This window comes from Pseudomonas sp. NPDC089758 (assembly GCF_044748705.1).
GTDB classification, from domain to species: Bacteria; Pseudomonadota; Gammaproteobacteria; order Pseudomonadales; family Pseudomonadaceae; genus Aquipseudomonas; species Aquipseudomonas putida_X.
In genome coordinates, this window is sequence record NZ_JBIVGN010000005.1 from 267643 (window position 1) to 294130 (window position 26488).

The window sequence follows — 26488 nt, forward strand, 5'->3', positions numbered from 1 at the left end:
AAACCCCTGGGTATTTGGACGCTTGCCATGTTTTCGGCCATTGCGAAAGAAACTTTAGGCGTAAATGCTCAGCCGCCTCTCGGCAAGCCCGCGAACCCGTTCCTGATACAGTTTAGAAAAAGCGGTAATACACTGCCAGCCCAATCTACATGGCGACCTCCACCTGGCCGGGGGCGGTGACCCGGGCCTTCACTACCCTCTGCGAATTCAGGTTGCGCACCCGGATCTGTTCGCCCTGGCCGCCTTTGCTGAGGGCCTCGCCGGGCATGCGTACGGCCAGGCTGCCGCTGCGGGCGATGATCACCACATGGTCGCCCTTGCGTATCACTTCGGCCTGCTCCAGGTGCTGTGGGGTCAAAACCTGGTCGATCACCGTCGGGCGCAGCATCTTCATGCCAACCACCTGATCAAGGTCGGTGAGAAAGCCTTGGGTGAGGGTGCCAACGTCACGTTCGCGCAGGGCCACGTCACCTTCACCCACGATATTCTGGCGCTTCAGCGGGCGGGTAACCACCACCACATCGCGGAACAGCCGCACCGTGGCCGGCACGAAGACGGTCCACGGCGCGGCGCCGTCGCAGCGTACACGTACCGTGACACGCCCCAATGGCTGCGCCGGGCTTTCCAGCGAAGCGTCCAGTTGCTGGCTGCACAGCGGCATGCGCAGGCGCGGGTCGAGCGAATTGACCTGTATTTCGTAGCGGCCTGGTGTCTGCGTCGTGGCCAGGTAATCCTCTACGGTGAATTCAAGAAACCCTTGGGTGACACCGATAAGCTGTTCAGGCAAGGTAACCGCGTCCGCCAGCGTTCGAGCGCCGGGTGCCAGCAGGCACAGTGCAGCCAGCGAGCCGCTCAGCAGGTGCGTCAGTCGTCGGAAAATTGTCGTTTTCGTGTACATGACGCTCAAAAAAGCAAAGCCCGTGCCGACTCGCTGTAGGAGTGGCTACGATATGGCAGAAAGAAAAAGGAGTCAGGCATGGCGGGGGTTATGGATTCAGTCAACCAGCGCACACAGCTGGTTGGGCAGAATCGCCTGGAATTGCTGTTGTTCCGCCTCAATGGCGCGCAGCTTTACGGCATCAATGTGTTCAAGGTCCGCGAGGTGCTGCAATGCCCTGAGCTGACCGTGCTGCCCAAGTCCCACCCAGTGGTGCGTGGTGTGGCCAACATTCGTGGGGCGACCATTCCGATTCTCGACCTGTCGATGGCCACCGGCTTGCCCGGGCTGCAGGAAGAGACTCGCAACAGCTTCGTGATCATCACCGAGTACAACACCAAGACCCAAGGTTTTCTGGTGCACTCGGTCGAGCGCATCGTCAACATGAACTGGGAAGAAATCCACCCGCCACCCAAGGGCACCGGCCGCGACCATTACCTGACTGCGGTTACCCGGGTGGACAACCGCATGGTTGAAATCATCGACGTGGAAAAGGTACTGGCCGAGGTGGCGCCGTCGTCCGAGTCGGTGTCAGCCGGTGTGGTCGATGCCGACACCCAGGACAAGGCCGTGCTGCTGCGTGTGCTGACCGTTGACGATTCGTCGGTGGCGCGCAAACAGGTCAGCCGCTGCCTGCAGACGGTCGGTGTCGAGGTGGTGGCGCTCAATGACGGGCGCCAGGCCTTGGACTACCTGCGCAAACTGGTGGAGGAGGGCAAGCGGCCAGAAGAAGAGTTCCTGATGATGATTTCGGACATCGAGATGCCGGAGATGGACGGTTATACGCTGACCGCCGAGATCCGCAGTGACCCGCGCATGCAAAAGCTGCATATCTGCCTGCATACTTCGCTGTCCGGGGTGTTCAACCAGGCGATGGTCAAGAAGGTCGGTGCCGATGACTTCCTGGCCAAGTTCAGGCCGGACGACCTGGCCCAGCGCGTGGTCGACCGGATCAAGGCAACGCATTGAAGTAGCCGGGAGGCGACTCCCGGTACCTGTGATTGAAAAGAGGCCGCAGTAGTGTCTACGGGTAATTTGGATTTCGAACAGTTCCGGGTATTCCTGGAGAAAGCCTGTGGCATCCTGCTGGGTGAGAACAAGCAGTACCTGGTCTCCAGCCGTCTTAACAAGCTGATGGAGCAGCAGGGCATCAAGAGCCTGGGCGAACTGGTGCAGCGCATCCAGGCTCAGCCGCGTGGGGGGCTGCGCGAGCAGGTGGTGGATGCGATGACCACCAACGAAACCTTGTGGTTTCGCGACACCTACCCATTCGAAGTGCTGAAGAACAAGGTCATTCCCGAGTTCATCAAGAACAACCCCGGCCAGCGCCTGCGCATGTGGTCGGCGGCCTGCTCGTCGGGCCAGGAGCCGTACTCCATTTCGATGGCCATCGATGAGTTCGAGCGCAGCAACCTGGGCCAGTTGAAGATGGGCGCGCAGATCGTTGCCACCGACCTGTCCGGGTCGATGCTCAACAACTGCAAGACCGGTGAATACGACAGCCTGGCGATCGCCCGCGGCTTGTCCCAGGAGCGCCTGCAGCGCTACTTCGACACCAAGGGGCCGGGGCGCTGGGCGGTCAAGCCGGCGATTCGCAGCCGTGTCGAGTTCCGCTCGTTCAACCTGCTCGACAGCTACGCGGCGCTGGGCAAGTTCGACATCGTGTTCTGCCGGAATGTGTTGATCTATTTCTCGGCACAGGTGAAGAAAGACATCCTGCTGCGTATTCACAGCACCCTGAAGCCAGGTGGGTACCTCTTCCTGGGGGCGTCCGAGGCGCTCAATGGGTTGCCGGACCACTACCAGATGGTGCAGTGCAGCCCCGGGATCATTTACCAGGCCAAGTGATCGGCTGCGAGCGCCTGCCGGTCTGTTTCGGGCAGGCCTGAGCGCGAACGCCGCCCGCGCGGCGCTCGCGCTCAAAAGCCTGATGTTCCAAGCAGCGTGTTGCCCCCCAGCGCCACCCCCGCCTGTTGACGTCAATTTTTTGTTTTGCCGCTTTTGCCGCCCGGCAATTGCCGCTTTGCGTTGTTCAGGCGGAAGCCTTTTGCCGCTTTTCTGGCATCGCGCCATCAGCCATCCCCGCCCCAGCCCAGTGTTTCTGGCCTTTCCGGACATTGGCACAGCCCTTGCTATAGCTTGGCCAACGATATTCCGGTCAACCTTCGAAGGTTTCCCCGACATGAGCATCAGTTTCGACAAGGCGCTTGGCATCCATGAAAAGGCACTGGGCTTCCGCGCCCAGCGCGCCGAAGTGCTGGCCAACAACATCGCCAACGCTGACACGCCCAATTACAAGGCGCGTGACATGGACTTCTCTTCGGTGCTCGCCGCCGAAAGCCAGAAGCAGCAGAGCGGTGGCCGCTTTGCCATGGACCGAACCAACAGCCGTCACATCGAGGCCGAAGGCCTGGCCATGGCCGACGACACGCTGCAGTACCGCACACCGACGCAGCCGTCGATCGACCAGAACACCGTGGACGCCCAGATCGAGCAATCGAACTACACGGAAAACGCCATTGGCTTCCAGGCCAGCTTCACCCTGCTCAACAGTAAATTCAAAGGGCTGGTTTCTGCCCTGCGAGGAGAATGACCATGTCCCTGTCCAGTGTCTTCAACATTGCCGGTAGCGGCATGAGCGCGCAGAACACCCGCCTCAACACCGTTGCTTCCAACATTGCCAACGCCGAGACGGTTTCGTCGAGTATCGATCAGACCTACCGCGCGCGGCATCCGGTGTTCGCCACCACCTTCCAGAATGCGCAGGCTGGCGGCAGCCAGTCGCTGTTCGAAGACCAGGGCGAGGCAGGGCAGGGTGTGCAGGTCAAGGGCATCATCGAAGACCAGAGCAACCTCGAAGCACGCTACGAGCCCAACCATCCGGCGGCGAACAAGGACGGTTACGTCTACTACCCGAACGTCAATGTGGTCGAGGAGATGGCTGACATGATCTCCGCCAGCCGCGCGTTCCAGACCAACGCCGAGCTGATGAACACCGCCAAGAACATGATGCAGAAAGTGCTGACCCTGGGTCAGTGATAAGGAATCCGGACCATGGCAGTCGATAGCACCAGCGGTGTGAACCTCAATGATGTCCTGACAGCGTCGGGCGTCGGTGGTACCACCAAGAAAACCACCGATACCGTGTCCAAGACCGGTACCGATACGCTTGGCAAGGACGCGTTCCTGCAGTTGCTGGTTACCCAGATGCAGCACCAGAACCCGCTGGATCCGCAGGAGAACGGTGAGTTCGTGGCCCAGCTGGCGCAGTTCAGCAGCCTGGAAGGCATCACCTCCCTGAACGAATCGGTCAGCAGCATTACCAATGCCATGGCGTCGTCCCAGGCCCTGCAGGCCTCCTCGCTGGTCGGCCGTTCGGTGGTGGTGCAGAACGACAAGGCGGTGGTCGATACCACTGAAAGCTTCAATGCACAGTTCGTCGTGCCGCAGGCAATCAGTGAAGCGAAGATCACCATCAAGGACAAGGACGGCAATACCGTCAAGACCATCGAGCTGGGCGAGCAGAAAGCCGGCTATGCCGACTTCATCTGGGACGGCACCAACGACAGCGGCGAGAAGGTCGACCCGGGCACCTATACCTTCACCGCCAGCACCACCGTGGATGGCCAGTCGGTGCAGATGAGCACGCTGCTGCCGGCCAAGGTGACCAGCGTCAGCTTCAATGCCACCGGCGAAATGGTGCTCAACCTTGCTGGCGTCGGCAAGGTCTCCCTCTCTGACATACAAACCATCGGCATCTAAGGCCCGCCAGCGCGGCGCAGGAGCGAATTCATGTCTTTCAATATCGGCCTTAGCGGTCTGTACGCAGCCAACAAACAGCTGGACGTTACCGGCAACAACATCGCCAACGTCAATACCACAGGCTTCAAATCCTCGCGTGCCGAGTTCGCCGACGTCTATGCCGGTGCCAACCGCCTGGGTGTGGGCAAGAACCAGGTCGGCAACGGCGTGCGCCTGGCGGCGATCTCCCAGCAATTCACCCAGGGTGATGTCAACAACACGGGTAACGTGCTGGACATGGGTATCCAGGGCCAGGGCTTCTTCGTCCTGTCCGACAACGGTTCGCGCGTCTACACCCGTGCCGGTGCGTTCCAGGCCGACAAGAACAACTTCGTGGTCACCTCGGACGGCCTGCGCCTGCAAGGCTACGCGGCCGATGCGAACGGTAAGATCCAGAAGGGTGTGCTGACTGACCTGCAGATCGACACCTCGGCGCTGCAGCCAAAAGCCACCTCGCTGATTGACCAAGGCATCAACCTGAACTCCTCGGCCACCGATATTCCACTGGAAATCGATGATGGCACGGGTGCGATGGTGCCTAATCTGCCGTTCGACCCTACCGACGAGACGACCTACACCAAGTCGTTCCCGACCAAGGTGTACGACAGCCAGGGTAACGAGCACACCATGGAGCAGTTCTACCGCAAGACCGGTACGAACGAATGGACCATGTACACGTTGGTCGACGGTCGAAACCCGTTCGATCCTGCTTCCACCACGCCGCTGACCGGCACCATCAGTTTCAGCAGCGATGGTTCTGTGAGCAGCATGACTGCCGATAACACGGGCCATCCGGCGGGTGCTTCGTTCACCGTGACCAACAACACCTTCACCATGACCGGTTGGGTGCCAGCGGTCGAGGATTCGGCAGGCAACTGGGCGTCCAATGGCGCTGCGGGTAACGCCGACGGCATGAAACTGTCGATGAACAGCACCACGTCCTACAACACCGAGACCGCGCGCATGTCGCAGTCCCAGGATGGTTACGCCACCGGTATCCTGTCGAGCCTGAGCATCGACTCCACCGGCGTGATGTTCGCCAGCTTCAGCAACCAGCAGTCGCGCGCCATTGGCCAGGTGGCGCTGGCCAGCTTCGCCAATGAGCAGGGCTTGCAGCAGATCGGCGGCACCCGCTGGACCGAAACCTTCTCTTCCGGCATTCCCGGCATCGACGAGCCCAAGACCGGTACTCTGGGTAGCGTCGAGTCCAATGCCCTGGAGGCTTCGAACGTCAACCTGACCCAGGAGTTGGTCGAGCTGATCAAGGCGCAGAGCAACTATCAGGCGAACGCCAAGACCATCTCCACCGAAAGCACCATCATGCAGACCATCATCCAGATGACCTGATGGTCGCGGGTTGATTGTGTGAAGACGAACCCCTTTGCCATGAAGGGGTTCGTCGTTTTTGTGGGAGGGCTTATGAAAAAGTGGCTTGTCGCCGCGCTTGCCGTGTTCTGCCTGTATCAGGCTCATGCGGGTACTGCGCCCTGGTGGCGCTGGGAAAGCCAGGTGGATGGGCGCCTGGTGTGCTCGCAGTGGTCGCCGGGGGAGGGCTGGAAGCGTTTTGCCGGGCCCTACAACAATGGCGGTTGCCGCGATCGGTGATTGCCTGCGCCGGCTTTGCCGCTACCGGCAACCCCGCGCCGGATAACCGGCGTTCTCCTGCCTGGTAGCACCCTTCAAAGCCCGTATTTACGGGCTTTTTCAGCATTTCAAAAAGTTGGTTCGGAACTTGCTTTAGTGCCTGCACAGCAACGGCGAGCGGCAAACGATCGCCAGTGCAGCGGAGGATGACTGTGGACAAGATGCTTTACGTGGCCATGACCGGCGCCAGCCAGAACGCGCTGGCGCAGAAGGCCCACGCCAACAACCTGGCGAACATTTCCACCAATGGTTTCCAGCGTGACCTGGAGCAGGCGCGCTCGATGCCGGTGTTCGGTGACAGCTTTCCGTCGCGGGCGTTTGCCATGACCGAGCGTCCGGCCACCGACTTCAGTGAAGGGCCCATGGTCGAGACCGGGCGTGACCTGGACGTGGCGGTGGCGGGGCAGGGCTTCATTGCCGTGCAGGCCCCCGATGGCAGCGAAGCCTACGTACGTACCGGTAGCCTGAACATCGATGCCCTCGGCGTGCTGCGCGCCGGTAATGGCATGCCGGTGATCGGCAACGGCGGGCCGATCGCCATTCCGCCAGAGCAGAAAGTCGAAGTCGGCGCTGACGGCACCATCAGCATCCGCTCCATGGGTGAAGACCCGCGGGTGATGGCTGAGGTCGACCGGATCAAGCTGGTCAACCCGGACACCAAGGGCCTGACCAAGGGCCTGGACGGGTTGATCCACACCACCAGCGGCCAGCCGGCAGCTGCCGATGTCAACGTCAAGGTCGTATCTGGCTTCCTCGAAGGCAGCAACGTCAATGCCGTCGAAGAAATGACGTCGGTGCTGGCGCTGTCTCGCCAATTCGAACTGCACGTGAAGATGATGAACGCGGCCAAGGAAGGCGATGAAGCCATGGCGCGTGTTTTGCAACTCGGCTAACCACACTTGAACGGGTGCCGTAAAACAGGCGCACGAGGAGAATACTGATGCTTCCGGCTCTTTGGGTCGCTAAAACCGGCCTGTCCGCCCAGGACACCAACCTGACGGTCATTTCCAACAACCTGGCCAACGTTTCGACCACTGGCTTCAAGCGCGACCGCGCCGAATTCCAGGACCTGTTGTACCAGATCAAACGCCAGCCAGGCGCGCAGTCCACCCAGGACAGCGAACTGCCGTCGGGCCTGCAGGTCGGTACCGGTGTGCGCATCGTCGGCACCCAGAAAAACTTCCAGACCGGCAGCCTGCAGACCACCGAAAACCCGCTGGACATGGCGGTCAACGGCCGTGGTTTCTTCCAGGTGTTGCAGCCGGACGGTACGGTTTCGTACACCCGTGACGGTACCTTCCACCTGAACTCCGACGGCCAGATCGTCACCGCCAACGGCTTCGCGCTGGAGCCTGCGGTGGTCGTGCCGAACGACGCCCAGACCTTCACCGTAGGCCAGGACGGCACCGTGTCGATCACCACCGCTGGCAACCCGGCAGCGCAGGTCATCGGCAACATCCAGACCGCCGACTTCATCAACCCGGCCGGCCTGCAGGCGATCGGCGACAACCTGTTCCTGGAAACCGCTGCCAGTGGTGCCCCACAGGTCGGTACCCCTGGCCTGAACGGCTTCGGCACCACCCTGCAACAGACCCTGGAAAACTCCAACGTCAGCACCGTGGAAGAGCTGGTGAACATGATCACCACGCAGCGCGCCTACGAGATGAACTCCAAGGTCATCTCCACTGCTGACCAGATGCTGTCGTTCGTCACTCAGCAGCTGTAAGCCCAAGTCCCTGTTACACCGTGAGGTAAGCGTCATGAATCGTCTGTTGTCCCTGTTCGCCCTGGGGGGGGCGGTGTTGCTGGCTGGTTGCGTCGCGCCGACGCCCAAGCCCAACGACCCGTACTACGCGCCGGTTTTGCCGCGCACCCCGTTGCCGGCAGCGGCCAACAACGGTTCGATCTACCAGGCCGGCTTCGAGCAGAACCTGTACAGCGACCGCAAGGCGTTCCGCGTGGGTGACATCATCACCATCACGCTCAACGAACGTACCTCGGCCAGCAAGAATGCCGGTTCGCAGATCCAGAAGGACAGCAGCGCCAACATCGGCCTGACCTCGCTGTTCGGTGCCACGCCGAACACCAACAACCCGTTCGGCGGCGGCGACCTGTCGCTGGAGGCGGGCTACAGCGGTGAACGTGCCACCAAAGGTGACAGCAAGGCCACCCAGGGCAACACGTTGACCGGCTCGATCACCGTCACCGTCGCCGAAGTGCTGCCCAACGGCATCATTGCCGTGCGGGGTGAGAAGTGGATGACCCTGAACACCGGCGAAGAGCTGGTGCGCATCGCCGGGCTGATCCGCGCCGACGACATCGCCACCGACAACACCGTGCCGTCCACCCGTGTGGCCGACGCGCGCATCACCTATTCGGGTACCGGTTCCTTCGCCGACGCCAGCCAGCCTGGCTGGCTGGACCGTTTCTTCCTCAGCCCGCTTTGGCCCTTCTGAGTACGGATGAACATGTTCAACGTCAGGCAACTGATTGCCGCAACCTTGCTTCTGTCCTGTGCGTTCGGCGCCCATGCCGAGCGCCTCAAGGACATCGCCAGTATTTCGGGCGTGCGTTCCAACCAGTTGATCGGTTACGGCCTGGTGGTGGGCCTCAACGGCACGGGTGACCAGACCACCCAGACGCCGTTCACGCTGCAGACGTTCAACAACATGCTGTCGCAGTTCGGCATCAAAGTGCCCGCCGGCTCCGGCAACGTGCAGTTGAAGAACGTCGCCGCAGTGTCGGTGCATGCTGACTTGCCGCCCTTCGCCAAGCCGGGCCAGGTGGTGGACATTACCGTGTCCTCGATCGGCAACTCCAAGAGCCTGCGCGGCGGTAGCCTGCTGATGACTCCGCTCAAGGGTATCGACGGCAACGTCTACGCCATTGCCCAAGGCAACCTGGTGGTCGGCGGCTTCGATGCCGAAGGCCGCGATGGCTCGAAAATCACCGTCAACGTTCCGTCGGCGGGTCGTATTCCAGGTGGCGCTTCGGTGGAACGTGCAGTACCGAGCGGGTTCAACCAGGGCAATACCCTGACGTTGAACCTCAATCGGCCCGACTTCACCACCGCCAAGCGTATCGTCGACAAGGTCAACGAACTGCTCGGCCCAGGCGTCGCCCAGGCGGTGGACGGCGGCTCGGTGCGCGTCAGCGCGCCGATGGACCCGACCCAGCGTGTGGACTACCTGTCGATCCTCGAAAACCTCGAGATCGACCCGGGCCAGGCCGTTGCCAAGGTCATCATCAACTCGCGTACCGGCACCATCGTGATCGGCCAGAACGTCAAGGTTTCGCCGGCGGCGGTGACCCACGGCAGCCTCACCGTGACCATCACCGAAGACCCGATCGTCAGCCAGCCGGGGCCGTTCTCCAATGGCGAGACCGCCGTGGTGCCACGCTCGCGGGTCAACGCGCAACAGGAAGCCAAGCCAATGTTCAAGTTCGGCCCGGGCACCACACTGGATGAAATCGTCCGTGCGGTGAACCAGGTGGGCGCAGCGCCCAGCGACCTGATGGCCATCCTCGAAGCCCTGAAACAGGCCGGCGCCTTGCAGGCCGACCTGATCGTGATCTGAGGACGCCACGCATGAACTCGAAAAGCCTGGTTTCCAGCACGGCCGACAGCGGCGCCTACACCGACCTCAATCGCCTGAGCTCGCTCAAGCACGGTGATCGCGACAGCGATGCCAACGTGCGCAAGGTGGCCCAGGAATTCGAGTCGCTGTTCATCAGCGAAATGCTCAAGGCCTCGCGCAAGGCCAGTGACGTACTGGCCGACGACAACCCGATGAACAGCGCGACGGTCAAGCAGTACCGCGACATGTACGACCAGCAGCTGGCTGTGAGCATGTCCCGCGAGGGTGGCGGTATCGGCCTGCAGGACGTGCTGGTGCGCCAGCTGTCGAAGAACAAGAGCGCGCCGGTCAACACCAGCCCGTTCCCCCGTAGCGAAGGCAATGCGCCGGCGCTGTGGGGCAACAAGGTAGCCGACCCGGTACATGCCGTGCAGTCGACTGCCACCCGCAATGACGTTGCCGCGCTCAATTCAAGGCGCCTGGCGTTGCCGGGCAAGCTGACCGACCGCTTGCTGGCCGGTATCGTGCCCTCGGCGGGCAACCCGGCGGCAGCCACCAATACCGCCGCCGTACCGGCCCGCGATGGGCAGCAGGTGGCGCAGAGCTTCGCTGTGCCCGAGCGCGGGCTGCGCATCACCGGCCGTGCCGTGGCGCAGCCGCCTCTGGCGCCGAAAAAAGCGTTCACCGACAGCGACGCATTCGTCGCCACCATGCTGCCGATGGCCGAGCAGGCCGCCAAGCGCATCGGTGTCGACCCGCGTTATCTGGTGGCCCAGGCAGCCCTTGAAACCGGCTGGGGCAAGTCGGTCATGCGCAACAGCGATGGCAGCAGCAGCCACAACCTGTTCGGCATCAAAGCCACGGGCAATTGGGAAGGCGATTCGGCGCGGGCGATCACCAGCGAGTTCCGTGACGGCCAGTTCGTCAAGGAGACCGCAGCGTTCCGCTCCTACGACTCCTATCAGGACAGCTTCCACGACCTGGTCAGCCTGCTGCAGAACAATTCCCGCTATCAAGAAGCGGTGAAGGCGGCCGATAAGCCAGAACAGTTCGTGCAAGAGTTGCAAAAGGCCGGGTACGCCACCGACCCGAATTACGCCAGCAAGATCTCGCAGATCGCAAGACAGATGAAGTCGTACGAGAGCTATGCATCGCTCGGTACTACAACGAAACTTTAAGGGCATGGAACCATGGCGAGTCTGATCAACATTGGTATGTCGGGGCTTGGCGCCGCGCAGTCGGGGATGTACACCCTCGGTAACAACATCTCCAACGCCGACGTCGATAGCTACTCGCGCCAGCAGAACGTGCAGAAGACCAAGGGCGGCCAGCAGGTCGGCCAGGTCTTCATCGGCAGCGGCACCACGCTGGCCGATGTGCGCCGTGTCTACAACGCGTTCCTCGAGAACCAGTTGCGTACCACCACCTCGCTGAGCAGCGAAGCGTCCTCGTACCTGAATCAGATCACGCCGCTGGATACCGCCCTTTCCAGCAGCGACACCGGCATCACCGCGGCCCTGCAGAGCTTCTTCAGCGCCATGCAGGACGCCGCCGCCAAGCCGACCGAAGACGCCTCGCGCCAACTGCTGCTGACCAGCGCCCAGTCCCTGGCCAAGCGCTTCAATACCCTGTCGTCGCAGCTCAATCAGCAGAACAGCAACATCAACAGCAACATGGCCTCGCTGGCTGATCAGGTCAACAGCCTGACCAAGACCATTGCCGACCTCAACGATCAGATTTCCCGCGTCGCCTCCATCTCCGGCCAGCCCAATGACCTGCTCGACCAGCGCGACGGTGCGGTGCGTGAGCTGAGTGCTTTGATTGGCACCGATGTGGTCGAGCGTGACGGCAACTACGACATCTACCTGAAGAACGGCCAGGCGCTGGTGCTGGGCAAGACCACCCAGACCCTGGGCGTGGAGCCCAGTGCCACCGACCCGACCCGCATGAGCCTGATCCTCAACCGCGGTTCGACCAAGATGGACATCACCAACAGCACCACCGGTGGTGAGATGGGCGGCTTGATCCGCTACCGCAAGGAAACCCTCGACCCTGCGCTCAACGAACTGGGCCGTGTGGCGCTGGTGGTGGCCGACGCGATCAACAGCCAGCTGGCCCAGGGCATCGACAAGAATGGCGACTTCGGCGCCACCTTGTTCGGCGACATCAACAGCGCCGCCGCCATCGCCCAGCGCAGCATCGCCAAGACCGGCAACAGCGCAGGCTCCGGCAACCTCGATGTGACCATCAAGGACACCGGCAAGCTGTCCACCAGCGACTACCAGGTAACCTTTACCAGCGCCACCGGCTACAACGTGCGCAAGCTGCCCGAAGGCACCGACATGGGCAGCTTCGACCTGACCGACAACCCACCACCCGTGATCGACGGTTTTAGCCTGTCGCTCAATGGCGGTGGCCTGAGCGCCGGTGACAGCTTCAAGATCACCCCGACGCGCAACGCTGCGGCCAACATCGACACCGTGCTCAGCGATCCCAAGCGCCTGGCGCTGGCGTCGCCGCTGACCGCCACAAGCGGTTCCGGCAACAAGGGCACGGGCGTGATCACCCAGCCGACGCTGACCTCCGAGCTGGATATCTACGATGCGGCCCAGCGTACCCAGTTGCAGAACGGCCTGAAGTATTCGACCCCGGTCAAGCTGGTGTTCGGCGACGAAAGCACCTCGCCCCAGGCGTACAAGATGTACGACGCCAAGGGCACCGAGATCGGCAGCGGCACCATCGTGCCGGGCCAGGAAAACAAGCTGCAGCTGTCGGTGCCGATGGTCGATGCCAACGGCAACTCGCTGGGCGGCAACTTCACCTTCGAGATGAGCGTCTCCGGCGCCCCGAAGAATGGCGACAGCTACACCGTCGCACTGACTGGCGCAGGCTCGGCGGATAACCGCAACGGCCAGTCGGTGATCGACCTGCAGACCAAATCCACCGTCGAAGTCGGCGCCGACGGCAAGGGCATCAGCTTCACCGATGCCTACGCCAAGCTGGTGTCCAACGTCGGCGGCAAGGCCGGGCAGGCGCAGATGGACAGCGATGCCACCACGGCGCTGCACACCTCTGCACAAGACAGCCGTAACGGGCTGTCGGGCGTGTCGATCGACGAAGAGACCGGCAACCTGATCAAGTTCCAGCAGTACTACACCGCGTCGTCGCAGATCATCAAGGCGGCCCAGGAAACCTTCGCCACCCTGATCAACAGTCTTTAAGGAGCCGTAGATCGTGAGCGTACGCATCTCTACTTCGCAGTTCTACAACACCAACAGCGCCAACTATCAGAAGAACTTCGCCAACACGGTGAAGACCCAGCAGGAGGCCAGCGATGGTATTCGCGTGCGCTCGGCCAAGGACGATCCGGTCGGGGCGGCGCGCCTGCTGCAGCTGGAGCAGCAGCAAAATATGCTCAAGCAGTATTCGAGCAATATCACCAATGTGAGAAATGCGCTGGGTACTGCCGAAAGCACCTTGAACTCCATTGGCACCATCCTGCAGCGGGTCAACGAACTGGCGGTGAGTTCGGGTAACGGCACGTTCACCGATGCCGATCGCAAGGCCAATGCCGATGAACTGTCGTCTCTGGAAGATCAGCTGTTCTCGCTGATGAACAGCAAAGACGAGAACGGCAAATATATCTTCTCGGGCTCAAAGGGCGATACACCGCCTTATGCGCGCAACTCCGACGGTACCTACAGCTATCAGGGCGACCAGAGCAAGTTGAACCTGCAGGTCGGTGACATGCTCAGCCTGGCCGCGAACGAGACCGGCTACGACGCTTTCGAGCAGGCTCTCAATACCAGCCGCAGCGAAACCAAGCTTACTGCGCCGGCCACCGACGATGGCCGTGTCAGCCTGTCCAACGGCCAGGTTTCCGGAAGCTCCGCCTACAATGACCGCTTCCGCAGTGGCGAACCTTACAAGATCGAGTTCATCAGCAGCACCGAGTACAAGATCACCGACGCCAATAACAATGACGTCACCCTGGAAGCCAGCCAAGGCGGCAAGTTCGACCCTGCCGTCGACAACAGTACGATCAGCTTCCGCGGCGTCGATCTGCGTCTGGACATCACCTTCAAGGACGGCGATAAAGGCAACGAAGATGCCGTCATCGCCGGCCATACCTTCAACCTCAGCTCCAAGGCCGACCAGGTGTCCGGCACGCGCAGCCCCGGCAATACCTCGTCGGAGCAAATCACCGGTGCAACCATCACCGACCCGGCCGCTTACAAAGCGGCGTTTCCGTCCGGCGGCGCGGTGCTCAAGTTCACCGGCACCAATACCTTCGAGTTGTATGCCTCGCCCGTGACCGCTGACAGCCGCCCTGTCGCCTCGGGTGCCCTTGGCGGCCCGAACGGCACGACCGCCACTGCCGCAGGCGTCAGCTTCGAATTGTCCGGAGCGCCAAGTACGGGTGACTCGTTCGCAGTCAAAGTCGACACGCACCAGACCCAGAACGTGCTCGACACCATCAGCCAGCTGCGCCAGGCGCTGAACAGCCCGGTCGATAACGACCCGGTGGCCCGGCAGAACTTCCTCGCGTCGCTGGATTCGGCCATCGGCAACATTGCCAGTGCCACTAACCAAGTGTCGTCGTCCATCAGCAGTATCGGTGGCCGCGGCCAGGCGCTGGACGTGCAGGCCGAAACCAACGAAGCGCTGGGCACCGAGAACACCAAGACCCAGAGCTCGATCCGCGAAAGTGATCCAGCCGAAGTGATGCTGCGCCTGCAGATGCAGACCAACATGCTGCAGGCGTCGATGCAGGCCTATGCCAAGGTCGCTGGGTTGTCGCTGGTCAACTACATCTGATAAGTCCTCCCGGTATCACCCGTGTGCCAGCCCGTCCGGTGCTGGCCACGCCGCTTCTTCAAGGTCTCTACCGTGAATCAACAGACCCTCGTCAGCCTCGCCATTCCCGCTTTCAACCCTGAGTTCTTCCGCGCCACCCTGCTCAGTGCGCTCGACCAGGACTATTCGGCGCTGGAGGTGCTGGTCTGTGACGACAGTCGCGGCCCTGAGATCCAGGCAATCGTCGACGCGGTGATGCAAGAGACCGGCAAGCCCGTACGCTATGTGCGCAACCCGCAGACGCTGGGGTTCGCTCGCAACCTGATGGCATGCCTTGAGCATGCCCGAGGGTCGTTGATCAAATTCCTCTGTGATGACGACCGCCTGTTCCCCGAGTGCGTCGGCCTGCAGGCCAGGCTCATGGAGCAGCGTGCCGATGTCAGCATGACCATCTGCCAGCGCATGCTGTGTGCGGCGGACGATGCCTTGCTGCCACCGCGCATGCTCAATGCGGTGATCTGCCCGGAAGACGCGGTGGTCAAAGGCAGCGACTTGCTCGAAGCGTTGGAAACCAATGCGCCCAATCTGTTCGGCGGTCTAAGCCATGCACTGCTTCGCCGTGACCTTGTGGCAGAGTTTCTGCCCGCGTTGGTGCAGGAGGGGCAGGGCTTTGTCGCACGGTTGGACATGGCGCTGTACATTTGCCTGATGCGCCGTGGCAACCTGGGTCACCTGACCCGTTTTCTGAGCATGGAGCGCCTGCACCCCGGCCGGCTCAGTCATCAAGCCGGCATGACCTTGGCCTTCGCCAGCGAGACCGAATGGCTCAAGGCGATGCTGGCGGCACGCGCCAGCGAGCCGGCGCCCGCCAGCGGCTGGGTGCGCTACCTACCGCTGGAGCGCTACCAGGGTGAGCAGGATGCTCTCTGGGACGAATACGAACTCAATCGGTTGTATGGCGCTCAGCAGGCTCGCCAGGCGCAGCAGGTCGGTACCGACTGCCTGTCGTTCGACGAGGTCTATGCCCAGTGGCTGGAGTGCCGCGAGCTGTCTGCCGCGCAACGCAAGGCCTTGCCCAAGCGCTTCGAGCAGTGGGCGCGGCGGCCGCGTATCGTTCCGGTCATCCTGGCCGAGGCAGGTGAAGAACTGGCGGTGCGCGCGACCCTCGACAGTCTGGCTGCGCAGTCCTACGCAGCAGCCAGTACCTGGCTGCTGGCGCCTGCGACATTGGCTTTGGCCGACACTGACGGGGTCGAGCGCATGGCCGTGCAGGGCAACGGCCTGGCCGAGTTGCAAGCGCGCCTTTTGTATGCCGAAGACGCTGACTGGATCCTGCTGTTGCGCGCCGGTGACCGTCTGGTACCCCATGCCCTGGCGATCATGGGCGAGCGCATGGCATTGCGTGAGCGGGCCTGTCTGTACGTCGATGAAGGCAGTCATGACACCCTGCGCCCGGCTATCCCGATCTTCAAGCCCGACTTCAATCTCGATCTGATGCGCAGCCTGCCCTACGTCGGGCGCGTGCTGGCGTTTGACTGCGAAGCCTTGCGCGAAATCGGTGGCTTCGATCTGAGCTTCAACATCCTCGCCCCCCATGATGCACTGTGGCGCATGGCCGAAAGCCGTGGCTTGCAGGTCATCGAGCATATTGACGAGCTGCTGGTGCATTGCCAGTGGGATTTTGGCCAGTGGCTGGCCGACCCTCGCTGTGCGCAGCACGCCTCGCGCGTGGTGCAGGCGCATCTGCAGCGCCTGGGCGTCGATGCGCAGGTGGTCGGCACGGCGGGTACGTCACTGTGCCAGGTGAAATACCGGCATCCGGTGGAAGCCGGTGTTTCGATACTGGTGACGCTCGGCGACGACCTGGCAGCGGCCATGCGTTGCGTCGAATCTGTGTTCGAGCACACCCGTTATGGCCATTTTGAGGTGCTGCTGATCGCCTCGCCCGACACGCCGGCCGACCTGCGCCGGTGGCTGCAGGTCATGCAGGGGTTGGGCAGCGATCAGTTGCAGGTGGTCGAGGTCGCCAGTGGCAGTCCTGTCGCGCAGTTGAATCAGGCGAGCGAAGCGGCTCGCGGTGATTACCTGCTGATGCTCGACAGTGCCTGCGCGGCCTTCGACCCGCCATGGCTGGAACAGCTGATGGCCCAGGCGCAGCGGCCGGAGGTGGGTGCGGTCGCGCCCAAGCTCTGTACCCACACCGGTGAGATCTTTGCTGCGGGGCTGGTTTTGGGGCTGCACGGCGGCGTGAGCAGCCCCTTCGTCGGCATGCCGGCCGACAGCGGTGGCTACATGTACCGGCTCAATGCCGTGCAGAACTGGAGCGCGCTGAGCCTGGACTGCCTGCTGGTACGCCGTGAGCTATTCCACACGCTTGGCGGTTTCGATGTGCAAGGGTTGCAGGGTGGCCTGCAGGACGCCGACCTTTGTCTGCGCATTCGTGAGCAGGGCTACCTGGCGGTGTGGACGCCCCATGCGGTGCTTGGCCGCTTCGCCTCGACGCGCGATACCCGGCTCGACAGCCGGCACAAGGTGCTGGACAAAGACATCTTCCATGAGCGCTGGCTGGCCAAGGTCGCACGCGATCCCGCCTACAATCGCAACCTCAGCCTCAAGATGGCCAGCTTCAACCTCGATGCCGGCCAGCGTCGTGGCTGGGACCCATTCATCAGCCGGGTACTGCCATCGGTGCTGGCGCTGCCGATCAACACCTCGGCGGTGGGGCATTACCGAGTGGCACAGCCATTCGCTGAGCTCGAACGTGCCGGTTGGATCCAGGGCCGTCTCGATTTCAGCACGCCGGAGATGATCGAGATCGAGCGCGAAAAGCCCGATGTGATGATCCTGCAGTGCCGCTACACGACCAGTTCCATCGAAGAGATGGTCCGCTTCAAGCGCCTGTCTAATGCTCGGCGCATCTACGAGATCGACGACTACATCATCGACGTGCCGAAGAAGAACGGCCATTCCCGCAACATGCCGGCCAACATGCGTGAGCTGGTCAGCCAAGGCATCGGCCTGTGTGACCGCGTAGTGGTCTCGACCCAGCCGTTGGCGGATGCGCTCTCGAGCATGCACCACGATATCCGGGTGGTCCCCAACATGCTCGCCGCGCCGCTGTGGAGCGGGTTGGCCAGCGAACGTCAAAGCAGTGCGCGGCCCCGGGTAGGCTGGGCGGGCGGCACCAGCCACCGGGGCGACCTGGAACTGTTGCAGGATGTCATCAAGGCCCTGGCGGACGACGTCGACTGGGTGTTCTTCGGCATGTGCCCGGATGTCCTGCGCCCCTATGTAAAGGAGTTCCACAAAGGCGTGCCGTTGTCGCAGTACCCGCAAAAGCTGGCCAGCCTGAACCTCGATCTGGCCCTGGCACCGTTGGAGCAGAACCTGTTCAACGACTGCAAGAGCAACCTGCGCCTGCTGGAGTACGGCGCTTGCGGCTTCCCGGTCATCTGCACGGACACCAAGGCGTACGACGGCTACCTGCCGTGCACGCGGGTACGCGACAACAGTTCCGAGCAGTGGCTGGAAGCGGTGCGCATGCACCTGGCCGATCCTCAGGCCAGCTACCGACAGGGCGATGCACTGCGCGAGGCTGTGCTGCGTGACTACGTGCTGATGCCACATCACCTGCAACAGTGGGCCAACGCCTGGCTCGCGGACTGAAACTTGGCGCCCGCCCCATGCGGGTACCCGACCAACAACATAAACAGGTGCCCTATGGCCGAAACCGCAACCGGGTCTCACAACCAAGTCACCGTCGTCCTGCTTGGGCATGAGCAGTGGGACCATCGTGCCCGTGCCATCCACTATTATCGTCAGGCCGGCGTTCCCTGCCTGGCTTTGGCGTCGCTGCGGGCTTGCGTGTCGGGCGAACTGGCGCAAGCTCTTCAGCAGGTGGCTACGCCGTTCGTGACCCTGGCCCTTGATGCCGATTTCGTGCTGGCGCCTGCCTTGCAGCAAGCCGTCGTTTGCCTGCAAGCGCAATCCCAGACGCGAGGCGCCCAGGGTTATGCGTTGGCCTACGCGCCAGGTAACGCACAGATGACCTACCACAAGCTAGGTTCCGCCTTTGAACCCGTGGAGGACGGCAGTGCCCTCGCTCGCCTGCGTCAGTATGCAATGGCCGGGCAGCAGGCCTGGCGAGCGGTGCTGCGGGTCGAGGCGTTGCAGGCGGCACTCGATACCTTGCCGGCTGAGCTGGACTTCAGCACCTGGCGCGTGGCCCTGTCCTATGCCTTGGTCGCGGCTGGGGGCATCGTTCAATTGGCGCAAACCGATGTCATCTGCGAGTGGGCGCCGAGCCCACTGAGCCCGGTGGCCCGTGATGAACAATTGACCCGCGCCGTGCGCCTGCTGCGCGAGTGGGATGACCAACAGCAACGACTGTGCGCCGACGAGGCCGGCTTTGCCGTACTCAACCGCTTCGTCCGAGTCACCTACGACCAAGGCGATGCGCCGTTGTTGTTCACCTCGCCATGGGGCACTGTGATCGGCGAGCCGGAGCGGGTATTCGAGCCACGCCAGTATGTCGAGTTGCCTTACTACGATCGGGCGCTGTTCGAGCGTTTGAGCGCGCTGGAATTCCTTTGCCATGCCTGGCCGACCGGGCAGCTGCATCGCCAGGCGCTGGAGGGTACCTGGGTGCGTCAGCGCGAACTGTTGCAAGTGCATGCAAACGACACTGCCGAAACCTTGCAACAACGGTACTGGAAGGCCTTGGCACTGGGCTTGTTCAACCTGGAAGTGTGCCAGCGCCTGGTGCCGACCCTCACCGGCAAGGATGATGGCGAACGCGCTCGCGAGCTGGGTGACTGGCTCGCGCGCCTGCAAGCGCTGCCGGGTATCGATGGCGATGGCTGGTTGCGCAGCACCGTGTCAGGCCAGGTGCTCGATGCACTGGCCGCGGCCACTCCCAACAAAACCACCCAGCAGCGCATGTTGGCGGCTCTGAACAAGCAGGCCGCCGTGCAGATCACCTTCGTCGTCACTGACCTTGCCGACGACGACCTGGCCCTGCAGGCAACCTTCGACAGCCTGCTCGCCAGTGGGCTGCGCCACTTCAAGCTGTTGGTACTCAAGGGCGGCAAGCCGCCGGCGATCACTACCGCGCGCGATACCCTGCATTTCGTGCAGGTCAAGGAGAGCAACTGGGTCACCCACCTCAACCAGCAGTTACGCCAGTTGAGCAGCGATTGGCTGATGTTGCTCGAGGCGGGCGACACGCTGGTCAGCGGCGGCTTGCTGCGCTTGCAGCACGAACTGGCTGATGCGCCAGGCTGCCTGGCGGTCTGCGCCAATGAAGTGCAGCGTGATACCGAAGGCCGCCTACACGGTGTGGTGCGCCCTGGCAGCAACCTCGACCTGTTGCGTGCGCAACCGGGGTTGATGTCGCGGCATTGGTGCGTGCGCCGTGAAGCGGTGATGGAGTTGGAGGGTTACAGCGAAACCTGCCGTAATGCGTTGGAGTTCGACCTGTTGCTGCGCCTGGTTGAGCAGCATGGTCAGGGCGGCCTGGCGCACATGGACGAGTACCTTGTGGTGGGCAACCAGGCGTCACCGGCCCTGATGGTGGATGCCGTAGCGACCCTCAAGCGTCATCTGGCACTGCTGGGTTACCGGGGCGAAGTGCACGAACGGGGCGAGGCCGGGCTGGTGGTCGATTTCCGTCATTCGTCTACACCACTGGTGAGTATCCTGGTGGCGGCAGAAGGCAATCTGCAGCAACTGCAGGCGTGCTTGACCAGCGTCTTGCAGCGCACCCGCTACCCGCGTTACGAACTGCGGGTCGCCTGCAGCGCGGAACATGCCGAGGCCACTGCGGCGGCACTGCAAGGCTTTGGTCATCGGGTGGTTCTCCTGGCCGGACCTGAGAGCGGGCGTGCGGCGTTGTTGAATCTGGCCGCCAAAGAGGCGCGTGGCGACTACCTGCTGCTGCTGGCCGAGCACTGCGAAGTGATCTCTCCAGGCTGGATCGAGGGGCTGCTCAACGAAGGGCTCCGGCCTGAAGTCGGTGTGGTAGGTGCTCGATTGCTCGCGCGCGATGGTACCCTGGCGCATGCCGGTTTCGAGCTGATGCAAGGGCCCGCCGTGTATGCGCCTTGGCGGGGGTGGTCGCTGGCGGCCTGTGCCAAGGCGCGTTGGCCCGAGTCGGTGCGCAATTGTGCAGGTGTGTCCGCTGACTGCATGTTGCTGCGACGTGATCTGTTCGAGCACTGTGATGGTTTGCAGGCCATGCAAGCGTTCGACCTGGATGTCAGCCTGGCGGCTGTCGCAGCCGGTTTGCTGGTGGTGTGGACACCGGCGGCGCAGGTTTACGCCGATGCGCCGGTGCAGGTCAATGAGGTTGACTGTGAGGTCTTGCAGGCGCGTTGGCCAGCTGCATTCAACGCTACTTGGGCCAGTGACGCGCTGAGCCCAGCGCGCTGATCTGTAACATTCCCCACGAGCGATCCCGAGGCGCCGTGCCCCGGGATTGAATCGGCTGCTAAGTCAGGCGGGTAGCCATGTGCTCAGGCAGGTTGCCCTGTAATCGGCATCGATGAAGCTCGATGCCTCTGCCTGCGCGCGCAATCGTTGGCCCTCGATGACCGCGCTATCTGAGCAGGCGAGGGCGTCCAGTGCTTCGAGCCACTGATCCGGCCTATCGTCCACGAACGTCAGCGGCCAGTCCGCATACAGGCTCCGTCGATCGTTACTGATCACCGCATAGCCACAGGCGGCGAAGCGCATTGGCGCCAATGGGTCACCGGGGCTTTGCGTCGAGCTGATGGGGTGCAGCGCGATGTTCAGGCCGAGGCCGGAAAGCACTTCGGGCGATGCGCACAGGTCGCGGGAATAGACTTCCAGCGCCAGCGACGCGAGGTGGGCGGGAACCTGCCCCCAGAGCACCCAGTCAACCTCTGTGGTACGTGCACGAATGACGGAATCGATGATTGCGAGCGTGTCGACAGTGACCCGGCAGCCGACACGGGGCCTGGCATTCACGGCAGTACGAGTCGGCAGCGCTTGCCAAATCGAGGGTAGGCGCCATTCCCTGAGCTGGATGTCGCCATGCAGGCCGTCCAGCGCGGCCGCCAGTTCCGCACTGGCGACGACCACCCGATCGACGCAGGCGATGGCATCACGTAGCAGTTCCCAGGCGCTATCGCCAACCGGTGAGTCAAGGACTTCGAGGACCTTGAAGGCCTCACTGAATCGATAGTCGTGCGCCATGGCGTGAATGCGCTGAGGGTCGGCGACATGCTGGAAGACGATCACATCGGGGTGCAATCGGTTCAGCTCGACGGGTGTCAGCAGGACATTGCAGATGTGGCCGTCAATCTGTCCATGTTCGAGCAGTTGCTGGAACGCGGCAGTGCAGCGCTCTGGGTTTTCGCGATCGGGATGCATCAGTAGAACCGGCAGCGGGCGCCAGCTCAAAGGACGCCAGGTCAAGCCATGCAGGGCGGGAAATTCATGGCCGCGCCCGCGCAGCGAAAGGTTCTTGTTATAGGCCGGGTCACGGGTCAGGGCATCGAGCCAGTTGTCGTGGAGAGTCTGTCGGTCCTGCCGGATGCGTTGCTGGTGGCTGGGGTCGCGCATGACATTGACCCAGCCCTTGCCCTGTTCATGGGCGACGAGGGCGTGCGGCGTCCATACATTGAGCAGACCCTCGGCGCTAACGCGCAGGCACAGATCGATGTCCGCATAGCGCAGTGCGAATCCGCTTTCGTCCAATCCACCGAGCGCCAGATACAAGTCTCTGCGTATCATCAGGCAGGCCTGACTGACGGCGCTGATGTTGCGGTCCACCTGCAGGCATTGAAGATAGCCGGATTCATTACTTGGCTGCCCCATGCCGGGGCTTGCCGCGGTGCCGTTCAGGCCCAGTACCCAGCCCGCATGAGCGACGGTGCCGTTCGTATTCAGCTGCTTTGCCCCTACGACTCCAACCTCTGGACGCTGGGCGTGGTTGAGCAGACGCTGCAGCCAATCCTCCTGGAAAATCACGCAGTCGTTGTCCAGCAGCACGATGAAATCGCCCACTGCCTGAGCTGCAGCCAGGTTATACAGGGCACTCAGGTTCAACGGTCGATCGTCGCGCACCACCTTGATCATCCCTTCGCCTGCGATGACGAGCTGCTCCAACCATTCCAGCAGTGCCGGATCGCTGCTGGCGTGGTCGACCAACAGGAGCTCGAAATACGCGTAGCTGGTCTTGGCGAGCACGCTTTCAACGCAGCGCTGGATCAGGTCCAGTTGGTTGTGCACTGGAATGATGAGGGATACCGAAGGTTGCTGCTGATGACCATAGTCGATCCGATAATGGCGGGCAGGCTCCTGGTGGATCTGGGCGTGAACATAGCCACGTTCTGTGAGGTGGCGCTGAATCAATGCCAACTCATCGCGATTGTCGGCCATTTCCGGGCTATCGCAGATCACCAGAGGCTCGTCCAGATGGCCTATGCCGTCAAGGCCGCCGGTCTCGATCAGGCGCAGGATGATGCCCAGCTCGAGTGCGCCTTGCAATTGTGGATCGAAACCACCGGCAGCAAGCAGCAGTTCCCGGCGCAGGAACCAGTGACGCGCCATGATCACCGGGAGTGAGAGCAGATAATCGAGGTTCATGTCGGGACGGAAGATCGGGCTGGAACCCTCCTTGGCGCGATAATACTCATCGCAGTAGAGCATCCGGCATGTATCTGCCGTGGGCAGTTCCAGGTCGACCCGCAAGCTGCCGCTGGGCAGTATTTCGTCTCCGGCAGAGAGCATCAGTATCCAGTCGCCATCGTCCTGTTCGACGATCTGGTTCAGTATCGCTGCAGCGGGTGAAAGACTCAGCCATTGGACGCTGGAGGGAAGATCGAGAGGGGGCGTCTGCTCACTGACGATATAGGTTCGTAATCCGAGCGGGCTGCTCGCACTCCACAACAGCAAGCTTTCGAGTGTGCAAGACAAGGCCTGTCTATCGCCTGCGGTGTCGTTGACCACAACAGTCAAACGCGTCGTGGTCGCCATTGCGCCGCGGCGATCATCCACCAAAGCTTGCTGGGCAGGTGTCAACATGCGGTTCAACAGCCAGTCGTGCACGCTGGGGGGGCACGTGGCGTCCTTGTGCTCGGCGGCCCTGCGCTGGGTGCGTTGGATGAAGTGGTCCAGCTGCGGCCAGAACTCATCTTCCATTTGCAGCAAGCGTTGACGAGCGAGCCCCACGGAGTTCCTCGCACGCTCGAGGCCACCCGGCTCCTCGAACAGCGTTGCGCCCGCATCGCCTACGTGCTCGGTGAAAGGCAGTGATTTCACGTGCCCCGCGCTCAGGTAGACGACCGGGCAGCCGCACAGCATGGCCATGGTGCAGGTCGCTGAAATCTCGTAGGAGTACAGCGCTTGCGCGGTCTGGAAGAGTTCGGCCAATTGGGGCAGCGTGCGCGGATTGCTCAGGCTCAGCACCTGAGTATCGGCTGGCAGCAGGCTGTAATCGACCTGCCGGGCGTCAAAGCGATGGAGATAGAGGTAGTTGCCGCGACGCACGACAGGCTCAGGTCGCGGCGCGAACAGGCTGGAGTCGATCATGGGCAGCGTGAGCATTTCTTTCTGACGCTTGCCTTCGGCAAAATCGTGAGCGTAGTAGAAGAACAAGTCACTTTCCTGCGCCGACAGGTGCAGCCCGCTGATGAAACCGTCCCGGTTGAGCATGTAGCGGACCACGACAGGGCAGTCCAGCGGATTGCCGCTGAGCACCTCCGGGTACACGGCGATCGGGGCGCACCCCAGGCTTTTGTGCAGATGAATGATTGCATCCGTCAGCACCGGGGTGCGCAGGTTCGGATTGGTCACTTTGCAACCGATGACATACGCTTCCTGGCCGCTGATATTGAGTGCATGGCAAAGGAAGTGCATGACGCAGACGCCCGAAGAGGTGTCGCGATAATCGGGCGCATAGAGATAGTAGGGATTACCCGTTTTTCCATGCAGCGGGGGCATCTTCATGTGTGTTTCCTGGGGTCAGCCTGAGCGTGAAGTTCGGCGTTGTGCAAGGTGAATGATCAGGGCATCAAGGTAGGTTCAGGTGCGCGTTGACCTGCCTGGCAAGCCGATCAATATGCGTTGCGTCGTAACGTTGGTCGATCGGTAGCGGCAACAGGCAACTGGCCAGATGCCGCTCGAAGTCAGGGGCTTGCGGGTCGCTTATTACTTCCTGCCAGTAGCAAGGAATGAAAATTCTGTCGTTCTGCAAGCGCTTGCGTAAGCTGTGCGCCTGCGACGGAGTGTCCAGTAGCAGGGGATAACAAAGCGCGGGTGTCGGGGTGTCAGGCAGTATGTCCAGTGCATTGCGCGCATCCAGTGCCCGGCTGAGCGCCGCCATGTTCGCCAGGCGGCGGGCGATGATCCAGGGGTAATCCAAGCTGTCGAGCACGCGCTGGGTGCTATTGGACATCGCCGCCACCGGGGCGAGCTCCAATGCCGACTCTACATGCTGGAACGCCGGGTAATGCGCTTCTGGCTCGCCCTCCAGCCGCCCCAGCAAGGCGCTGAGGTCTGATGTCGAGGGAGGCAGCAGCGATTGCCATTCGCCTTCCGGTGGATTGGCCAACCAACCACCGTCGGGTACCCCCACGAACTTGCGTGGCGAATAAAGGGTTTTGATATTCGCCAACGGTTTGCTGAACAGCGCTTGGGAGTTGTCGATGATCAGGCGGTCACCGTAGTGGGGGGCGAGCGCTTCGACAATGTAGCGGTCTTTCAAGCCCAAGTAATTCACATACAGCAAGTACTCCCCTGCCTGTAAATCGGGCAGTTGCTTCAATTGCAGATTCGAATCCAGCGCATAGCGGGCGACGTCGACCCCAACGGCATTGGCGGCGTCGGGTACTGCGTGGCAAATGAAGTAGGGCAGGTGCAGCCGTTGCGCGCCAAGTCCGCTCAACAGCGCTTTGAGTGCCGAGCGTGCCGAGTTGAAGCCTGAGGCGTGAGGATACAGGCAATAGCCCTTGCGCAACTCCAGTTCGAAGTATCCACCGATCGCGTCAGGCATGCGTGATTCTCCCGCTTCTGGCCCATTCGCCAACTGCTTCAGGCAGGTTGAACATCAGTGCATCGAGCAAGGACAAGCCAGGTACGAAATTTTTCGTGAGCTGGGGGTAGGGCGTCAGATCAGCGTGCAACAACTCCAGGCGAATCCCTGCATCGGCAAACTCACGGGCGTCATACAAAAATGCGCCGGCGGCTGGGTTGAGATAGTGGGTCGCGCCGGTAGCTGCCATCAGCTCAAGTACACGGGCCTGTCCGCCGACGCCAACGCCGGGTGGCAGGGAGCTTGCCTCGATGATTGGCGTATCGATCCCGATCAATGCGCAGGTTTCTCGCAGAAGTCTGATATTGAAGTCAGCGATAGTGCTGGCTGGTTTTTCCAGCATTGGCACCAGCCACTCCAGCACCTTTTCCCGGTACGGTGCTGCGCGGTAGGCGTGTTTGAGTTTGCCAATCACATCCTGGCACTGAAAGCTTTGGCTGATACGTTTTTCTTGTATTGGCAGCCTATGGCTGCTCTTTTCAAGCGGGATGCCAAACCACTTCGGCTCGCCATCAAGCAGGTAGCGGTTGCGCTCGATCCAGCCATTCTTGATGAACTGGGCAGTGTCGTAACTGATGAACAGGTCTGCCGCCGCCACTAACTGGTAATAACCCAGGTAGGGCAGGAAGTAGGGCTGCATGAGTACGACCCGCTTACCCTGCGACCCATCCGTTC

General features: G+C 62.0%; 20 protein-coding genes. 16 read left to right on the forward strand and 4 right to left on the reverse strand.

Annotated features, from left to right (window positions below; all coding sequences use genetic code 11):
* Positions 1-145: 145 nt before the first annotated feature.
* Positions 146-898, reverse strand: a complete 753-nt coding sequence (gene flgA / locus ACIPZH_RS09615; RefSeq protein ID WP_267817769.1) for a flagellar basal body P-ring formation chaperone FlgA — start codon at positions 896-898, stop codon at positions 146-148.
* A gap of 78 nt (positions 899-976) precedes the next feature.
* On the opposite strand from flgA, the gene ACIPZH_RS09620 reads away from it, so the two are divergent.
* The 16 genes from ACIPZH_RS09620 to ACIPZH_RS09695 all read left to right on the forward strand — a co-directional run bounded on the left by ACIPZH_RS09620 (position 977) and on the right by ACIPZH_RS09695 (position 21186).
* The gene (locus ACIPZH_RS09620; RefSeq protein ID WP_241804605.1) at positions 977-1906 is read left to right on the forward strand and encodes a chemotaxis protein CheV; all 930 of its coding nucleotides are present in this window, start codon (positions 977-979) and stop codon (positions 1904-1906) included.
* A gap of 51 nt (positions 1907-1957) precedes the next feature.
* A complete protein-coding gene (gene cheR / locus ACIPZH_RS09625; RefSeq protein WP_012315563.1) occupies positions 1958-2785 on the forward strand; it encodes a protein-glutamate O-methyltransferase CheR in 828 nt (275 codons plus the stop codon).
* 334 nt (positions 2786-3119) lie between these two features.
* On the forward strand, positions 3120-3530 hold the full coding sequence (gene flgB / locus ACIPZH_RS09630; RefSeq protein ID WP_012315562.1) for a flagellar basal body rod protein FlgB: 411 nt from the start codon (positions 3120-3122) through the stop codon (positions 3528-3530).
* Positions 3531-3532: 2 nt separating this feature from the next.
* Positions 3533-3976 carry a flagellar basal body rod protein FlgC gene (gene flgC, locus ACIPZH_RS09635; protein ID WP_012315561.1) on the forward strand — a complete coding sequence of 148 codons (444 nt, stop codon included), beginning with the start codon at positions 3533-3535 and terminating at the stop codon, positions 3974-3976.
* A gap of 15 nt (positions 3977-3991) precedes the next feature.
* A complete protein-coding gene (flgD, locus tag ACIPZH_RS09640) occupies positions 3992-4699 on the forward strand; it encodes a flagellar hook assembly protein FlgD (RefSeq protein ID WP_400636034.1) in 708 nt (235 codons plus the stop codon).
* Between the two features lie 30 nt (positions 4700-4729).
* Complete coding sequence (gene flgE / locus ACIPZH_RS09645; RefSeq protein WP_267817763.1) at positions 4730-6085, forward strand: flagellar hook protein FlgE; 1356 nt, start codon at positions 4730-4732, stop codon at positions 6083-6085.
* Between the two features lie 72 nt (positions 6086-6157).
* Positions 6158-6343, forward strand: a complete 186-nt coding sequence (locus ACIPZH_RS09650) for a hypothetical protein (protein WP_349976555.1) — start codon at positions 6158-6160, stop codon at positions 6341-6343.
* 191 nt (positions 6344-6534) lie between these two features.
* Positions 6535-7275: a flagellar basal-body rod protein FlgF gene (flgF, locus tag ACIPZH_RS09655; protein WP_042111635.1), complete on the forward strand. Its 741-nt coding sequence runs from the start codon at positions 6535-6537 to the stop codon at positions 7273-7275.
* 47 nt (positions 7276-7322) lie between these two features.
* Positions 7323-8108, forward strand: a complete 786-nt coding sequence (flgG, locus tag ACIPZH_RS09660; RefSeq protein ID WP_012315556.1) for a flagellar basal-body rod protein FlgG — start codon at positions 7323-7325, stop codon at positions 8106-8108.
* 34 nt (positions 8109-8142) lie between these two features.
* Positions 8143-8838: a flagellar basal body L-ring protein FlgH gene (gene flgH / locus ACIPZH_RS09665; RefSeq protein WP_241804601.1), complete on the forward strand. Its 696-nt coding sequence runs from the start codon at positions 8143-8145 to the stop codon at positions 8836-8838.
* Positions 8839-8850: 12 nt separating this feature from the next.
* Positions 8851-9960 carry a flagellar basal body P-ring protein FlgI gene (locus tag ACIPZH_RS09670; protein WP_241804600.1) on the forward strand — a complete coding sequence of 370 codons (1110 nt, stop codon included), beginning with the start codon at positions 8851-8853 and terminating at the stop codon, positions 9958-9960.
* Positions 9961-9971: 11 nt separating this feature from the next.
* Positions 9972-11138: a flagellar assembly peptidoglycan hydrolase FlgJ gene (gene flgJ / locus ACIPZH_RS09675; protein ID WP_400636035.1), complete on the forward strand. Its 1167-nt coding sequence runs from the start codon at positions 9972-9974 to the stop codon at positions 11136-11138.
* Between the two features lie 12 nt (positions 11139-11150).
* Complete coding sequence (gene flgK, locus ACIPZH_RS09680; protein ID WP_400636036.1) at positions 11151-13181, forward strand: flagellar hook-associated protein FlgK; 2031 nt, start codon at positions 11151-11153, stop codon at positions 13179-13181.
* Positions 13182-13194: 13 nt separating this feature from the next.
* Positions 13195-14778 (forward strand): flagellar hook-associated protein 3, encoded by a 1584-nt coding sequence (locus ACIPZH_RS09685; RefSeq protein ID WP_400636037.1) that lies wholly within the window; start codon positions 13195-13197, stop codon positions 14776-14778.
* Positions 14779-14850: 72 nt separating this feature from the next.
* Positions 14851-18423: a glycosyltransferase gene (locus ACIPZH_RS09690; protein WP_400636038.1), complete on the forward strand. Its 3573-nt coding sequence runs from the start codon at positions 14851-14853 to the stop codon at positions 18421-18423.
* Between the two features lie 54 nt (positions 18424-18477).
* Positions 18478-21186 carry a glycosyltransferase gene (locus ACIPZH_RS09695; protein WP_400636039.1) on the forward strand — a complete coding sequence of 903 codons (2709 nt, stop codon included), beginning with the start codon at positions 18478-18480 and terminating at the stop codon, positions 21184-21186.
* A gap of 63 nt (positions 21187-21249) precedes the next feature.
* On the opposite strand, the gene ACIPZH_RS09700 is transcribed toward ACIPZH_RS09695, so the two are convergent.
* The 3 genes from ACIPZH_RS09700 to ACIPZH_RS09710 form a co-directional block, all read right to left on the reverse strand.
* Entirely contained in the window at positions 21250-24729 is a 3480-nt protein-coding gene (locus ACIPZH_RS09700; RefSeq protein WP_400636040.1) for a glycosyltransferase family 2 protein, read from the reverse strand.
* A 64-nt stretch (positions 24730-24793) separates the two neighbouring features.
* Positions 24794-25774 (reverse strand): hypothetical protein, encoded by a 981-nt coding sequence (locus ACIPZH_RS09705; RefSeq protein WP_400636041.1) that lies wholly within the window; start codon positions 25772-25774, stop codon positions 24794-24796.
* Positions 25767-26453 carry a WbqC family protein gene (locus ACIPZH_RS09710; RefSeq protein WP_400636042.1) on the reverse strand — a complete coding sequence of 229 codons (687 nt, stop codon included), beginning with the start codon at positions 26451-26453 and terminating at the stop codon, positions 25767-25769. Before ACIPZH_RS09710 ends, ACIPZH_RS09705 begins: the two co-directional genes overlap by 8 nt.
* Between the last annotated feature and the right edge of the window lie 35 nt (positions 26454-26488).

Excerpts from the sequence above, each read along its gene's own strand:
- flgA (WP_267817769.1), bottom strand. The coding sequence starts at position 898 with ATGTACACGAAAACGACAATTTTCCGACGACTGACGCACCTGCTGAGC.
- ACIPZH_RS09620 (WP_241804605.1), top strand. The coding sequence starts at position 977 with ATGGCGGGGGTTATGGATTCAGTCAACCAGCGCACACAGCTGGTTGGG.
- flgB (WP_012315562.1), top strand. The coding sequence starts at position 3,120 with ATGAGCATCAGTTTCGACAAGGCGCTTGGCATCCATGAAAAGGCACTG.
- flgC (WP_012315561.1), top strand. The coding sequence starts at position 3,533 with ATGTCCCTGTCCAGTGTCTTCAACATTGCCGGTAGCGGCATGAGCGCG.
- flgD (WP_400636034.1), top strand. The coding sequence starts at position 3,992 with ATGGCAGTCGATAGCACCAGCGGTGTGAACCTCAATGATGTCCTGACA.
- flgE (WP_267817763.1), top strand. The coding sequence starts at position 4,730 with ATGTCTTTCAATATCGGCCTTAGCGGTCTGTACGCAGCCAACAAACAG.
- ACIPZH_RS09650 (WP_349976555.1), top strand. The coding sequence starts at position 6,158 with ATGAAAAAGTGGCTTGTCGCCGCGCTTGCCGTGTTCTGCCTGTATCAG.
- flgG (WP_012315556.1), top strand. The coding sequence starts at position 7,323 with ATGCTTCCGGCTCTTTGGGTCGCTAAAACCGGCCTGTCCGCCCAGGAC.
- flgH (WP_241804601.1), top strand. The coding sequence starts at position 8,143 with ATGAATCGTCTGTTGTCCCTGTTCGCCCTGGGGGGGGCGGTGTTGCTG.
- ACIPZH_RS09670 (WP_241804600.1), top strand. The coding sequence starts at position 8,851 with ATGTTCAACGTCAGGCAACTGATTGCCGCAACCTTGCTTCTGTCCTGT.
- flgJ (WP_400636035.1), top strand. The coding sequence starts at position 9,972 with ATGAACTCGAAAAGCCTGGTTTCCAGCACGGCCGACAGCGGCGCCTAC.
- flgK (WP_400636036.1), top strand. The coding sequence starts at position 11,151 with ATGGCGAGTCTGATCAACATTGGTATGTCGGGGCTTGGCGCCGCGCAG.
- ACIPZH_RS09695 (WP_400636039.1), top strand. The coding sequence starts at position 18,478 with ATGGCCGAAACCGCAACCGGGTCTCACAACCAAGTCACCGTCGTCCTG.
- ACIPZH_RS09700 (WP_400636040.1), bottom strand. The coding sequence starts at position 24,729 with ATGAAGATGCCCCCGCTGCATGGAAAAACGGGTAATCCCTACTATCTC.
- ACIPZH_RS09705 (WP_400636041.1), bottom strand. The coding sequence starts at position 25,774 with ATGCCTGACGCGATCGGTGGATACTTCGAACTGGAGTTGCGCAAGGGC.
- ACIPZH_RS09710 (WP_400636042.1), bottom strand. The coding sequence starts at position 26,453 with ATGCAGCCCTACTTCCTGCCCTACCTGGGTTATTACCAGTTAGTGGCG.